Source organism: Pseudomonas sp. T1.Ur (genome assembly GCF_023516725.1).
GTDB lineage: Bacteria > Pseudomonadota > Gammaproteobacteria > Pseudomonadales > Pseudomonadaceae > Aquipseudomonas > Aquipseudomonas alvandae.
The window spans coordinates 2,010,571-2,024,815 of the sequence record NZ_JAMGSN010000001.1 but is presented as its reverse complement, the minus strand read 5'-3'; the positions used below and the strand labels follow the sequence as shown (position 1 = coordinate 2,024,815).

The 14,245-nt window shown below is 63.4% G+C and carries 11 protein-coding genes; 3 read left to right on the top strand and 8 right to left on the bottom strand.

What is annotated here, in order from left to right; genetic code table 11:
* Nucleotides 1-147 precede the first annotated feature (147 nt).
* The 4 genes from M8Q45_RS09350 to M8Q45_RS09335 all read right to left on the bottom strand — a co-directional run bounded on the left by M8Q45_RS09350 (nucleotide 148) and on the right by M8Q45_RS09335 (nucleotide 4,375).
* Entirely contained in the window at nucleotides 148-996 is an 849-nt protein-coding gene (locus M8Q45_RS09350) for an ureidoglycolate lyase (RefSeq protein WP_249874456.1), read from the bottom strand.
* A gap of 25 nt (nucleotides 997-1,021) precedes the next feature.
* Entirely contained in the window at nucleotides 1,022-1,762 is a 741-nt protein-coding gene (locus tag M8Q45_RS09345) for an SDR family oxidoreductase (protein ID WP_249874455.1), read from the bottom strand.
* Complete coding sequence (locus M8Q45_RS09340; RefSeq protein ID WP_249874454.1) at nucleotides 1,759-3,141, bottom strand: MFS transporter; 1,383 nt, start codon at nucleotides 3,139-3,141, stop codon at nucleotides 1,759-1,761. Before M8Q45_RS09340 ends, M8Q45_RS09345 begins: the two co-directional genes overlap by 4 nt.
* 295 nt (nucleotides 3,142-3,436) lie before the next feature.
* On the bottom strand, nucleotides 3,437-4,375 hold the full coding sequence (locus M8Q45_RS09335) for a LysR family transcriptional regulator (RefSeq protein ID WP_249874453.1): 939 nt from the start codon (nucleotides 4,373-4,375) through the stop codon (nucleotides 3,437-3,439).
* Nucleotides 4,376-4,489: 114 nt separating this feature from the next.
* Between M8Q45_RS09335 and M8Q45_RS09330 the strand changes: the two genes are divergently transcribed.
* Nucleotides 4,490-5,671 carry a fumarylacetoacetate hydrolase family protein gene (locus tag M8Q45_RS09330; RefSeq protein ID WP_249874452.1) on the top strand — a complete coding sequence of 394 codons (1,182 nt, stop codon included), beginning with the start codon at nucleotides 4,490-4,492 and terminating at the stop codon, nucleotides 5,669-5,671.
* 46 nt (nucleotides 5,672-5,717) lie between these two features.
* Complete coding sequence (locus tag M8Q45_RS09325) at nucleotides 5,718-7,502, top strand: IlvD/Edd family dehydratase (protein WP_249874451.1); 1,785 nt, start codon at nucleotides 5,718-5,720, stop codon at nucleotides 7,500-7,502.
* 163 nt (nucleotides 7,503-7,665) lie between these two features.
* Here M8Q45_RS09325 and M8Q45_RS09320 read toward each other — a convergent pair whose 3' ends face one another.
* From M8Q45_RS09320 to M8Q45_RS09305, 4 genes are all read right to left on the bottom strand, one after another.
* A complete protein-coding gene (locus M8Q45_RS09320) occupies nucleotides 7,666-9,402 on the bottom strand; it encodes an OPT family oligopeptide transporter (RefSeq protein ID WP_249874450.1) in 1,737 nt (578 codons plus the stop codon).
* Between the two features lie 248 nt (nucleotides 9,403-9,650).
* Nucleotides 9,651-10,136: an ester cyclase gene (locus tag M8Q45_RS09315; RefSeq protein WP_249874449.1), complete on the bottom strand. Its 486-nt coding sequence runs from the start codon at nucleotides 10,134-10,136 to the stop codon at nucleotides 9,651-9,653.
* Between the two features lie 62 nt (nucleotides 10,137-10,198).
* Entirely contained in the window at nucleotides 10,199-11,677 is a 1,479-nt protein-coding gene (locus M8Q45_RS09310; RefSeq protein WP_030141634.1) for an APC family permease, read from the bottom strand.
* Nucleotides 11,678-11,738: 61 nt separating this feature from the next.
* Nucleotides 11,739-13,232 (bottom strand): aldehyde dehydrogenase, encoded by a 1,494-nt coding sequence (locus tag M8Q45_RS09305; RefSeq protein ID WP_249874448.1) that lies wholly within the window; start codon nucleotides 13,230-13,232, stop codon nucleotides 11,739-11,741.
* Between the two features lie 276 nt (nucleotides 13,233-13,508).
* Here M8Q45_RS09305 and M8Q45_RS09300 point away from each other — a divergent pair, with 276 nt between their 5' ends.
* Entirely contained in the window at nucleotides 13,509-14,243 is a 735-nt protein-coding gene (locus tag M8Q45_RS09300; protein ID WP_249874447.1) for a FadR/GntR family transcriptional regulator, read from the top strand.
* Nucleotides 14,244-14,245: the final 2 nt, after the last annotated feature.

Here is a 14,245-nt window from a genome sequence, read left to right as displayed (position 1 = left end):
GACAGTGCTCCATTTTTCGGTAGCTGGACTACCGCCTTCGTCGGATCGCCGCCCGGAGCAGGCTCGCCCCCACACGGTCATCAGCACACCAATGATCCCTTGTGGGAGCGAGCCTGCTCGCGAAGAAGGCGCCAGCGAAGCCAGCGATCAATCCGCCTGCACGGTCACCTGACGCTGCTCACCCAATCCTGCAATCCCGAGGCGCATGGTCTGCCCCGGGCGCAGGAACACCGGGTTGGGCTTGATGCCCAGCCCAACGCCCGGTGGCGTGCCGGTAGAGATGACATCGCCCGGTTGCAGGCTCATGCACCGGCTCAGGTAGGCGATCAGTTGCGGCACGCTGAAGATCAGCGTCCGGGTGTTGCCGTCCTGATAGCGATGCCCGTCGACTTCCAGCCACAGGTCCAGCGCATGCGGATCGGGGATTTCGTCTTTGGTCACCAGCCAGGGTCCGAGGGGGCCGAAGGTGTCGAAGCCCTTGCCTTTGTCCCACGTGCCGCCGCGTTCGAGCTGCCACTCGCGCTCCGACACATCGTTGATCACGCAATAACCGGCGACATGTTCCAGGGCGTTCGCTTCGTCGATGTAGCGCCCGCCTTTGCCGATGACCACGCCCAGCTCGACTTCCCAATCGGTCTTGAGCGAGCCACGGGGGATCTGGATGTCGTCATTCGGCCCGCAGATGGCGCTGGTCCATTTGTTGAAGATGATCGGTTCCTTCGGCACCTCCATGTTCGATTCGGCGGCATGGTCGGCGTAGTTCAGGCCGATGCAGATGAACTTGCCGACCTGGCCGACGCACGGGCCGATCCGCGGCTGGCCGGCCACCACTGGCAGGCTGCGCGGGTCGATGGCGGCGAGTTTTGCCAGGCCTTCCGGCCCGATGACATTTCCGGCGATGTCCGGCACATGGCCCGACAGGTCGCGGATCTGATGGTCGTCATCCAGCAACCCGGGCTTTTCCGAACCTTTCTCGCCGTAACGCAACAGTTTCATGAAGTGCTCCTGTTCAAGTGAAAACTCAAAGGCTCATGCCGCCATCGATCACGTGCACGGCGCCCGTGGTGTAGGCCGACGCGTCGCTGCCCAGGTACAACGCCAGTTGCGCGATCTCCTGGGTATTGCCAATGCGCCCCATGGGTTGGCGGTCGAGAAACTGCCGGTAGACCTGTTGCTCCTCGACACCCTGCTGCGCGGCCTGGGCGGCAATGCGCTGGCGCAGCGATGGAGAATCCACGGTGCCGGGACAGATCGCGTTGCAACGGATGCCCTGGCTGACAAAGTCGATGGCGACGGATTTGGTCAGCCCCACCACCGCGGCCTTGCTGGCAGCATAGGCGAAACGATTGGGCACGCCTTTGACACTGGAAGCCACCGACGACATGTTGATGATCGAGCCGCCGCCACGGGCCAGCATGCCCGGCAGGAAAGCGCGGATCATGCGGTACATGGCGGTGACATTGAGGTCCATCGAGCGCGCCCAGGCCGCTTCGTCGCAGTCGAGGATGTTGCCGCTGTGCACGACGCCTGCGCAGTTGAACAGCACGTCCAGTCCACCGATTCGCTCGCGGGCCGCGTCGATGGCGCTGGCCGAGGTGACGTCGAGCGTAATGGCGGTCACCCCTTCGATACCTGCCAGCGCGCGAATATCAATGTCACTGGCGAACACCTCGGCGCCGGCCTGGGCGAAGGCTACCGCGCTCGCCAGGCCGATGCCCTGTCCGGCTGCTGTCACCAGCACCCGCTTGTTCTGCATGCTCATGCCGTCTCCAATTGCGCCGCCGGGGCCGCGCTTTTCGGTGTCCGGCCGAGCATCGAGGCCGGGATGGCCAGGATCAACCCGCCACTGACCAACAGGCACAGCGCCAGGACGTACGTACCGTTGTTGATATTGCCCGTGAGCGTCTCGGCCACGGCGGTGATCATCGATCCAGTGAAGCCCGACAGGTTGCCGATGGCGTTGATCATGCCGATCCCCGCAGCGGCAGCGACGCCTGACAGAACGGTGCCGGGCAAGGTCCAGAAGATCGGCATCAGGCTGAGGATCCCCGAGGCGGAGACGCTGAGGAACAGCACTGACAGCACCAGGTTATCGGCGAAGTAAGCACTGAGGATCAGCCCCGCGCCACCGATGAACGCCGGAATCGCCGCGTGCAGGCGGCGCTCGCCGGTGCGGTTGGAATGCCGGGCGTTGAGCAGCATCGCCACCACCGCCACCGAGTAGGGAATGGCAGTGAGCAAACCGATGTGCAGGCTGTTGGTGATGCCGGTGCTCTTGATGATCGACGGCATCCAGAACGCCAGGCCATAGAAACCGGTGTTGAAGGTCAGCAGGATCAGCACCAGCAACCAGACCCGAGGGTTGAAGAACACCTCGCTCAAGCGTGTGGCCTTGCCGTGGTTGTCGGTTTGCAGATTGGCCTTGAGCATGGCTTTTTCCGCCACCGAAAGCCACTTGGCCTTGTCGATGTTATCCGCCAGGCAGACCACCACCACGACCGCCATGATGATCGAAGGAATCCCCTCGATCAGCAGCATCCACTGCCAGCCGGACAGGCCGTGCACACCCTGCATGCTGTTCATCAGCCAGCCGGACAGAATTCCACCCAGCGTCAGGCTGACCGGCAATGCCAGCAGGAACCCGGACATCACCCGGCTCTGCCGATGGGTCGGGAACCAGTAGTTGAGGTAGAGGATCACGCCAGGAAAAAAGCCCGCTTCGCAGATCCCCAACAGGAAGCGCAGCACGTAGAACATCGTGCTCGATTCGATGTGGAAGAACGCCGCCAGCGGCACGGTGTAGGCCACCGCCATGGAAATCACCGCCCAACTGAGCATGATCCGGGCGATCCAGAACCGCGCGCCAAAGCGATGCAGCAACAGGTTGCTGGGCACTTCGAACAGGAAGTAGCCCCAGAAAAACATACTGGCGCCCAACGCATACACGGTGTTACTGAATTGCAGCTCGTTGAGCATGTCGAGCTTGGCGAAACCGATGTTCACCCGGTCGAGGTAGGCCGCCATGTAGCACAACAGCAGGACCGGCAGGATTCGCCAGATCACCTTGCGGTAGGTCCGGTCCTCGAAGTCGAGTTCGCCGGCTTGCGCCTGGGCGGGCAAATGCTCGGAGATGGTTTGCATGAGGTAACCCCTGATTGTTTTTATTGGGTCACGTCGAATGAGCGAGTCATCCGGCGATTGAACGAGGACTCTACTGTCGGGAAGCGATTCTTTCCCAATGGCATTTTTGGATTAGTTGATAACCATCTGTTATCGGAATCCAAAGAGAGCAATCTCTGGCCGCAGGGTTCAGCGCAGGCTGAGCCACCGCCATCGCGAGCAAGCTCGCTCCCACAGTTGTTTCGTGTTGGCTGAAAGATCCGCGGTACTCCCGCCCCCTGTGGGAGCGAGCTTGCTCGCGATGGCGGCGGCACATTCAACGACTCAGCCGGGCGTTGTCCTTGAGGATCTCGGCAAACTCCAGCGCCGCGCCCACCAACGGCTCGTCTTTGCGGGTGAGGATGCCGTAGTCCTGCGGCACCAGGTGCAGCGGCGTATCGAGGGTCTTGAGCTGGCCGCTTTCGAGCAGTGGGTCAACCATCGCATTGGGCAGCATGCCGATCATGGGCCCGCGTTGCAGGACCTGGAGAAAGGTCTGCATGGAAATCGTGTCGATGGTGTTGCGCGGCATGCCCACCCCGGCTTCGGCGAAGGCCAGCTCCATGCGGGCGCGGATCGGCGTGCCGACCGGGTAGAGAATCCATGGCAGATCCACCAGTTGCTGCAAAGACGTCGGCCCGGCATTAGCCAGCGGATGGCGATCATTGACCACGATGCAGAACGGTTCGGGGGCCAGGGGTTGGAAGTCATAGCGCTGCTGCTGGCTTTGATCGGTAAAACGCGCCACGGCCAGGTCGAGCTTCTTTTCTTCAAGCATCTTCATCAGGTGATTGCTGGTCTGCTCCACCACTTCGATGGACAGCAGCGGCCAACGCTGCTTGATCTGCAAGATCGCCTCGGGCAGCGCCACCGCCGTCGCGGCGAAAATACCGCCGACCTTGAGGTAACCGTGGCCGCCCTCGCGCAGGCTGCTGATCTGTTCGACGAACGAGCGCGCGTCATTCAGGGCGATTTGCGCATAGCGCAGCACGTGCTCCCCCAGGGCAGTGGGCGGCATGCTGCGCGGGCGGCGCTCGAACAGGGCGAAGCCGAGCAGGTTTTCGATTTCCTTGAGCATCTTGCTCACGGCCGGCTGACTGAGGTTCATCTGCTCGGCCGCCAAATGCATGTTGCAGGTGCGTCCCAGGGTGTCGATCAGCAACAGATGGCGGAATTTGAGCCAGCCGCAAAAGCTGGAAAAGGACAGATCGGACATGGGCATTCCTCGGCAGCGCAATAACCGGGCGTTATCGGATACTGAATATATCTCATTGGAGTTCATCGACAACGCGCCCTAGCGTGAAGGCTTTACAAACCAGGAAGCCTGTCCATGTCGCTATTGCTTACTCCCGAGAACACTCTGCCGGTCGATGGCGTGGCCGGTACCCTGATCGGTCGCGCCTGGGTCCCGGGGCGGATCGCCGGGCCTTCGCCGATCGTGCTGCGCAGTGACGGCGTGTTCGACCTCTCGGAGCATTTCGCGACCTTGAGCGATCTGCTGGAAACGCCCTCGCCCCTCGCAGCGGCGCGACAGACACCGGGCACCTTCCTCGCCAGCGTCGAAGACCTGTTGGCCAACACCGGCCCACACGCGGATCCGGCCAAGCCGTTCCTGTTGCCGCCGCTGGACCTGCAAGTGATCAAGGCCGCCGGCGTAACCTTCGCCGCGAGCATGATCGAACGGGTCATCGAGGAACAGGCCGGCGGCGACGCGGCCCGGGCCGAAGCCGTGCGCGCCACGGTCCAGGGCGTGATCGGTGACAACCTGCGCACGATCGTGCCGGGTTCCGAGCAAGCCATGCGGCTCAAGGCGTACCTCATCGAGCAGGGCATGTGGTCGCAATACCTGGAAGTCGGCATCGGCCCGGACGCGGAAATCTTCACCAAGGCGCCGGTCCTGGCGGCCGTGGGCAGCGGCAGCCAGATCGGCATTCATCCGGCCTCGCAATGGAACAATCCGGAGCCCGAAGTGGTGCTGGCGGTGGACAGCCGGGGCCGGATCCACGGCGCCACCCTGGGCAACGACGTCAACCTGCGGGACATCGAGGGGCGCAGTGCGCTGTTGCTGAGCAAGGCCAAGGACAACAACGCCTCGTGCGCCATCGGGCCGTTCATCCGCCTGTTCGACGAGCAGTTCAGCCTGGACGACGTGCGCGCTTGCGAAGTCGACCTGCAAGTACAGGGCGAAGACGGCTACCGCCTGCACGGCTGCAGCTCCATGAGCCAGATCAGCCGCGATCCGCAGGACTTGGCCGGCCAGACGCTCAACGCCAACCATCAATACCCGGATGGTTTCCTGCTGTTTCTCGGTACCCTTTTCGCCCCCACCGAGGACCGTGATCATGCCGGCAGCGGTTTCACCCATAAACTGGGTGACCGGGTCAGCATCAGCAGCCCGTTGCTGGGCAGCCTGCATAACCAGGTGACCCACAGCTGCAACGCCGCGCCCTGGACCTTCGGCGTCGGCGCCCTGCTGCGTAACCTCGCTGCACGGGGACTGCTCGACCGCTGAGCCCGACCGATCGTCGATTCATCCAATTACAAGAGAGAAATGAATCATGAGTGATACGCCAAAACGCCGCCTGCGCAGCGAGCAATGGTTCAACGACCCGGCCCACGCGGACATGACCGCGCTGTATGTCGAACGCTACATGAACTACGGGATGACCCGCGAGGAGCTGCAATCGGGACGGCCAATCATCGGCATCGCCCAGACCGGCAGCGATCTGACGCCCTGCAACCGCCATCACCTGGAACTGGCGCAACGGGTCAAGGCCGGTATCCGCGATGCCGGCGGCATCCCGATGGAGTTCCCGGTTCACCCCATCGCCGAACAGTCGCGCCGACCCACGGCGGCGCTGGACCGTAACCTGGCTTATCTGGGCCTGGTGGAAATCCTCCACGGTTATCCGCTGGACGGCGTGGTGCTCACCACCGGTTGCGACAAGACCACCCCCGCCTGCCTGATGGCGGCGGCGACCACCGACCTGCCGTCGATCGTGCTGTCCGGCGGGCCGATGCTCGACGGTCGTCACAAGGGCGAGCTGATCGGCTCCGGCACAGTGCTCTGGCACGCACGCAACCTGATGGCCGCTGGCGAGATCAACTACGAAGGCTTCATGGAAATGACCACGGCGGCCTCGCCCTCCGTGGGCCACTGCAACACCATGGGCACCGCCCTGTCGATGAACGCACTGGCCGAGGCCTTGGGCATGTCGTTGCCTGGATGCGCAAGCATTCCGGCGCCTTACCGCGAGCGCGGACAGATGGCCTACGCCACCGGCAAGCGCATCTGTGAACTGGTGCGCCAGGACGTGCGCCCCTCGCAGATCATGACCCGCGAAGCGTTCGAGAACGCCATCGCTGTCGCTTCGGCATTGGGCGCATCGAGCAACTGCCCGCCGCACCTGATCGCCATTGCCCGGCACATGGGCGTCGAGTTGAGCCTGGACGACTGGCAACAAATCGGCGAGGACGTGCCGCTGTTGGTCAACTGCATGCCCGCCGGCAAATACCTCGGCGAAGGTTTCCACCGCGCCGGCGGCGTGCCGGCGGTGATGCATGAACTGCAAAAGGCCGGACGCCTGCACGAACACTGCGCCACGGTCAGCGGCAAGACCATCGGTGAGATCGTCGCCGGCAGCCTGACCTGCGACGCCGACGTCATCCATCCCTTCGAGACCCCGCTCAAACACCGCGCCGGCTTCATCGTGCTCAGCGGCAACTTTTTCGACAGCGCGATCATGAAGATGTCAGTGGTGGGCGAAGCGTTCCGCAAGACCTACCTGTCCGAACCCGGTGCCGAGAACAGCTTCGAAGCGCGGGCCATCGTCTTCGAAGGGCCGGAGGATTACCACGCGCGCATCGACGACCCGGCGCTGGACATCGACGAGCGCTGCATCCTGGTGATTCGCGGCGCCGGCACCGTGGGCTATCCCGGCAGCGCCGAAGTGGTGAACATGGCCCCGCCGGCGGCGCTGATCAAGCGCGGCATCGACTCCCTGCCCTGCCTGGGCGATGGCCGCCAGAGCGGCACCTCAGCGAGCCCGTCGATCCTCAACATGTCACCGGAAGCCGCCGTCGGAGGCGGCCTGGCGCTGCTACAGACCAACGACCGGCTGAGAGTCGATCTGAATACCCGCACCGTGAATTTGCTGGTGGACGAGGCTGAGATGGAGCGACGCCGCCTCGCGTGGACGCCGAACATTCCGCCTTCGCAAACCCCCTGGCAGGAACTCTACCGGCAACTGGTCGGGCAGCTCTCCACCGGCGGCTGCCTGGAGCCGGCCACGTTGCACCTGAGGGTGATCGCCCGCAGCGGTGAGCCGCGGCATTCACACTGACTTGATGCCACACCAAACCGCTTCCTGTGGCGAGGGGATTTATCCCCGCTGGGCTGCGTAGCAGCCCTAAAACAGTGAACTCAATCTTACTGGCACACCGGGTCGGCTAGTTTGGGGGCCGCTGCGCAGCCCAACGGGGATAAATCCCCTCGCCACAGGGCCTTCACAAGTTCCCGAGCATTTCCCACAACGACGCACCCACCCCGGTGATGCTCTCCCCGGCGATCAACCCCGCCGCCGCGGTAATCGCGAAGCGTTCGGTGAGGCTCGGCCAGCGGCAGCTCACCAGCCAGGTGAGCACGGCGCCGAGGGCCATCATCAGCGAGACCGAGGCCGGCAGCACAAATGCCAGGCCCAAGGCTGCGGTGCTGGGCAGGTAGCGGGCCCGATGGGCCGGCAGCAAGCTATCGAGAATGCCCAGCAGCAAACCGGCGAAACCACCGATGAAGATCGCCCAGCGGATGCTCGCCGACAACGAGTCCAGGCCATGGGTCAACGTTTGCGCCACGGCCTTCCAGGTGGCGACTGCCGGGGCTGGCCATTCTTCGGTGAGTAGCATGGTTTGCGGATCGGGGATCAACGCCAGGTAAGCGAGCACGCCGACGATACTGCCGATGAAGATGCCCAGCGTCTGGGCCAGCAACTGCTTGCGCGGCGTCGCGCCGATTGCCCGGCCGACCTTGAAGTCGTTCATCAAGTCCGTGCATTGCCCGGCCGAACCGCCGGCCGTGTTGGCGCTCATCAGGTTGATCGGCACCTGCCCCGGCGCGACGATGCCGAAGCTCAATTGGGACAACTGCCCGATGGCGCCGATGGGCGGGATGCCCGTGGCACCGACCACCCGGGCCGCCACCGCCGCCAGGCAGATGGCCAGGGGTATGGTCAGCAACGCCATCCACGGATTGATGCCAAACAACACCGCTTGCAGGCTGACCACCAGAACGATCGCCAGCAAAAACCCAATCGCGGGCCCGGCCTTGGGGATCGCCCAGGTCGCCCCGCCGCTGCCCCTGGTGGATACGTGAAGGGCCCACAAGCGGATCGCCAGGGAGGCCAGGGTCGAGCAGACCATCAGGCTCACGCCCGGCCACAGCAACCATTCCACCAGCACGGCGAATTGCGGCCCGCTGCTGCCGGGCGGCAATTGCACCAGGCCGTGTTCGAGCAACCACGGTGCCAATCCGCCCCATGCCAACAGCGCGCCGAGCAACAGGGTCAGGCCGACACGAATGCCGATGATGCCGCCAAATCCCACCAGCAACAGCGAAGGGTCGGCGGTGAAGGTCAGCCGCTCCAGCTGGGCGCTCGGCGACCAGCGCGGGAGGGCCCAGACGAACGTGTCGACCCACTTGGCCAGCCCGGACATCAGCGTCGCGCCAAGCAACACCTTGAGACGCGTCGCCGCTTCCTGGCCATGGTTGTAGATGTGCAGCAGGGTTTCCAGGGTCGCCATGCCCTCGGGAAACCTCAGCGCCTTGTCGTTGAGCAGCGAGGGCCGCAAGTACCAGGCGATCCAGATGCCCAGGAAGCTCACCGAAAACACCCAGGCCACCATCGGCAAGGCGTCGAGTTGCTGGCCGGTGAGCAAGGTATACGCCGGGATCGGCGCCACCAACCCGCCGGAAATGATCGACGCCGCGGCGGATGCCACGGTTTGGTTGATGTTGCTTTCATGCAGCGTCCAGGGCAATCCGGCGGTCGAGCGCTTGGCCAGGCCTTGCCAGACACCGTAGCCGACCAGCAAGGCAATGATCGACATGTTGAACGACCAGCCGATCTTCAGTCCCGCATAGACATTGGAGGGCGTCAGGAGGATACCGAGCACGATTCCCGTGATGACTGCACGCGGACTGAACTCCCGTTCGACGGGACGGACATGCGGGGTCGAGGTTTGATCCATGCGAATTCCTTGTCGGCAAAAACAGCGCGGTCACCTGAGGTGACAACCTAGGTTCTGTACGAAATGTGTTCGCGCGAAGGCCAGACAAGGCGAAACGGGGCGAGGAAGCGGAGCGTACTGGAATACATGAGCATTCCGAGCCCCGTTTCAACGCAGTATGGGCGAGTGCGGATACATTTCGTACAGAGCCTAACAAGTGAGCGCTGTATTGCCGTAAGGTTCATCCAGAGGGCAACCCCGGCATTGCGTTACCAACCCAGCTGCTTGTTGAAACCAAGGGCGTCGTAGTAGTCGTGCTGGGTGAGGATCTTGCCGTCCCTGAGCCGTATGAAACTGACGCCCTTGAAGCTCAAGGGGCGTCCCGTGGCTGGGGTTTCAGTGTTCCATGGCCCGGTATTGTTGCCCTTGAACTCCCATTCGAAGGCAATCCCTTCGCCGTTGAGGATCGGCTTGCCGAGCATGTTCCATTGCAGGTCGGGCACCGCCCGCATGAACACCTCGACCACCTGGCTCCTGGCATTTTCACGCCCCAGCTGAGGCACGCCCACCGAGGCGTCGAGGAACTCGACATCCGGGGCGAAGTACTGGGCCGCCGCTTGGGCGTCGTGGGCATTCCAGGCCTTCATGTAGCCGTGAATGACGTCCAGCGCCTGTTCCTGGCCAGCCGCCAGGACGCCATGGCTGGCGAGGATCAGGAGCAGGCCAAGCAGCATTGATTGGATTCGAGAGGTCATAGCGTCCAGCCTTTTCCAAGGGGTGTCGCCTGCCGTCGGAAACGACAGGCGTTCGAGTGCGTCTAGCGTTGCTTCCAGGCATCCGAAGCGGGGGCCGTGCCCTTTTCGTAGGGACGGAACAGCGCCATGTAGACGAGGCCCGCCAAAATCACGATGGCGCCCACCAGCACGATGCCGTAGTTCACGTACCAGGGCGCATCGGGTGTGCGGGGCCACGACATGTTGACGATGGCGAACACGCCGTAGCAGAGCGCGGCGATGTTCACGATCCAGCCCCAACGTCCGAGGGTGAATTGGCCCTGGGGTTTCCAGCCACGCAGGCGGGCATACAGCACACCGCTGACAATCATCTGGAAGGCCAGGTAGATGCCGATGGCGGCAAAACTCACCACCATCGCGACGGCGTTCTGCAGGTAGAAGCCAACGCACACGATGATCGCCGGCAGCACGCCGCAGACCAGCAATGCCGCCGTCGGCACGTGGGTCTTGGGCGAGAGTTTCTTCAACGTCGCGCTGCCCATGAGCATTTCATCCCGGGCATAGGCGTAGAGCAGACGACTGGCCGAGGCCTGCAGGCTCAGTACGCAGGACACGAACGAGACGGTGATCACGCCCATGACCACCCGGGACATCACCGGGCCGAAGGCCGCGCCGAAAATCGTCGACATCGGGTCCTTGTCCTGTCCGGAAATCACCGCGGCGATATCAGGCACGGCGAGGATCAAGGCGAGCGCCGCGAAGATCGAAGCGGCGCCGCCGATCCAGATGGTCATGCGCATCGCCTTGGGCACCTGGCGGCTGGGATTCGGCGTTTCTTCGGCAACGTCGCCACAGGCTTCGAAACCGTAGTAGAGGAACATCCCCGCCAAGGACGCCGCGAGGAACGCCGGCCAGTAGGCCCCGTCGATGGAAATATCAAAGGTATCGAACAGCACGCTCAAGGGCTGGTGACGCTCGAAAATCAACAGGTAACCACCGATCACCAGGGCACCGACCAATTCGCAGAGAAAACCGAACATTGCCACCCGCGCCAGCAGCTTGGTGCCGCTGAGGTTCAAGACAGTCGCGGCGGCGGTCAGTACCAGCGCCACCAGGGTGTTGGTGACCGGCGAAGGTTCGAAACCCAGCAGGCTGGCGATATAGGGGCCGGCCCCCAGCGCCACCGCTGCAATGGTGACGCACAGCGAAATGGCGTAGATCCATCCGACCATCCACGCCCACTTCTTGCCCACCAGGCGCCGGGCCCACGGGTAGACGCCACCGGAAATCGGGTACTGGGACACGACCTCGCAAAAAATCAGGCACACCAGCATCTGGCCGAACCCCACCAACAGGTAGGACCAGAACATCGGCGGCCCGCCGGCCGCCAGGCACAAGCCGAACAAGGTGTAGACGCCGACCACCGGCGACAGATAGGTGAAGCCGAGGGCAAAGTTCTGCCACAGGCTCATGCTGCGTTCAAAATTCGAGGTGTATCCCAGTGCACGGAGTTGCTCCGCATCCTGGTCCACCGCCACCGAGGCATTCATCGAGCTGTTCATGTCACCATCCTTCAGCAGGAAAATTGTTGTTGTAAGCGTCGAACAGGCCGCATCCCAGCGCTTAGAGCTGTATCCAGGTGGCCTTGATCTCGGTGTATTTATCGAAGGCATGCAGGGACTTGTCGCGCCCGTTGCCGGACTGCTTGTAGCCACCGAACGGCGCCATCATGTCGCCGCCGTCATACAGGTTGACCCAGACACTTCCGGCCCTGAGTGCGCGGGCGACGTTGTGGGCACGGGACAGGTCAGCCGTCCAGACAGCGGCCGCCAGCCCGTAGGGCGTGTCGTTGGCGATACGCACCGCTTCCTCGGCATCGTCGAACTCGATCACCGAGAGAACGGGCCCGAAGATCTCTTCCCGGGCGATCTTCATCCCATTGCTGACATTGTCGAACAGCGTCGGCTCGACATAGCTGCCACCGCTCTCTTCCAACGCCACGCGCCCACCCAGCAATAACCGCGCGCCCTCCTCCTGCCCGCCCTGGATACGCTGCAGCACCCCTTCCAGGTGGCGGCTGTCCACCAACGCGCCCACGTTGGTCTCGGGATCGAGTGGATGCCCCGGCTTCCACGCCCTCAGCGCCTCGATGACCATCGGCACGAACCGCGCCTTGATGGACGCCTGGACCAGCAGACGTGAACCGGCGGTGCAGACTTCGCCCTGATTGAAGGCGATGGCGGCGGCCGCCGCTTCGGCAGCGACCTGCAGGTCGGGTGCGTCGGCGAACACGATGTTCGGGCTTTTACCGCCAGCCTCGAGCCAGACCCGCTTCATGTTCGATTCGCCGGCGTACACCAGGAGCTGCTTGGCCACTTGGGTCGAACCGGTGAACGCCAGGGTGTCGACGTCACGGTGCAGGGCCAGCGCCTTGCCGACGGTGCCGCCATAACCCGGCAGCACATTGAGCACGCCCGCCGGCAAACCCGCCTCCAGCGCCAACTGGACGATACGGATGGCGGTCAGCGGCGAACGCTCCGAGGGCTTCAGGATGACCGAGTTGCCGGTCGCCAGCGCCGGTCCCAGTTTCCAGGACGCCATCATCAACGGGAAATTCCACGGCACGATGACCGCCACCACGCCAACCGGCTCGCGCGTCACCAGGCCAAGCTGGTCAGGCGCCGTGGCGGCGACCTCGTCGTAGACCTTGTCGATGGCCTCGCCACACCAGCGAATACTGTCGATGGAACCGGGCAGGTCTACCGCCAGCGCATCGCTGATCGGCTTGCCCATGTCCAGGGTTTCGAGCAGCGCCAATTCCTCGGAATGGGCCTCCAACAGATCGGCAAAACGCAGCATGACCGCCTTGCGCTTCGCCGGGGCCAGGCGCGACCAGACGCCCGAATCGAAGGCCGATCGGGCACTGGCGACCGCCAGGTCGGCATCTGCTCCATCGCAACTGGCAACCGCGCCCAACAAACGCCCGTCGATTGGGCTGATGCAGTCGAAGGTCGCCCCTGAACAGGCCGGCACATAGCGCCCGTCGATAAAGGCACGTCCTTCGATGTCCAGCGCGTTGGCTCGGGTTTCCCACTCTGCTCGGCTCATGTGACTCATGGTGAAGGGTGCTCCTGGGTTCGATGATGCGACGGGGCTCGCTTAAACATATGGAACCATATCTTTTAGACCCTGAGAACCCCCACCGATAGGAATACAGGCATGATTCTTTGACTTGCAATGCCCCGGATCCCTAGAATCCCCAGGCATCCGAGAGACGAAAGCGGATAAAAAACTGAAATGGAATTTTTAAGCACACGCGGAACCGTTCGCGCTTGACGCCACATCGGACGCTTGCCACAGGTGTCAATGACCCCGTCTATGAATGAATCGACCATGAGCCCCACATCGAGCCTCATACGCGTCAACCAGGAAGGGAAAACGGAATCCGTCACCCGCCGCCTGATTGAAATGATCGACCTCGGGCTGCTCGTCGAGGGCGAACAACTGCCCAGCGAAAACAGCCTGTCCACCCAGCTCGGAGTGGCTACGGTCACGCTGCGTGATGCCCTGGCGGCGTTGCGCGAGCGCGGGGTGATCGAAACCCGGCGCGGTCGCAACGGCGGGAGTTTCATCTGCGCCGCGCCGGCGACTGCAGAGAAGGCACTGTTCGATCAATTGCGGGAAATCAGCACCCTGCAGTTGCGTGACCTGGCCGATGAACACTGTGCGATTTCAGGTGCTGCCGCCCGGCTGGCGGCCCAGCGCGCCGGACCGGAGCAGCATGCGCGGCTGGACGGTTTCATCGAGGCCTTGGCAAACGCCAAGGAGCGTCGAGAGCGGCGGCGCGCCGATGCCCGGTTTCATATCGAGATTGCCGTGGCGGCGCAGTCCGTGCGCCTGACCCACAGCGAGGCGCGCTTGCAAGCCGAACTGGGCGAACTGCTGTGGCTGCCATTCGCCGGCCAGCCGGATCCCCTAGCCATTGAACGCGAACACCGGGCCATCCTCGAAGCCATCATTGCCAACGACAGCAACCTCGCCGGCGCCCTTGCCGAAGCCCATGTGGCGCGCGGCATCCGCCGCCTGAGCAGCGTGCGGTTGCAACAAATGGCGCAGGATGCCGGATGACT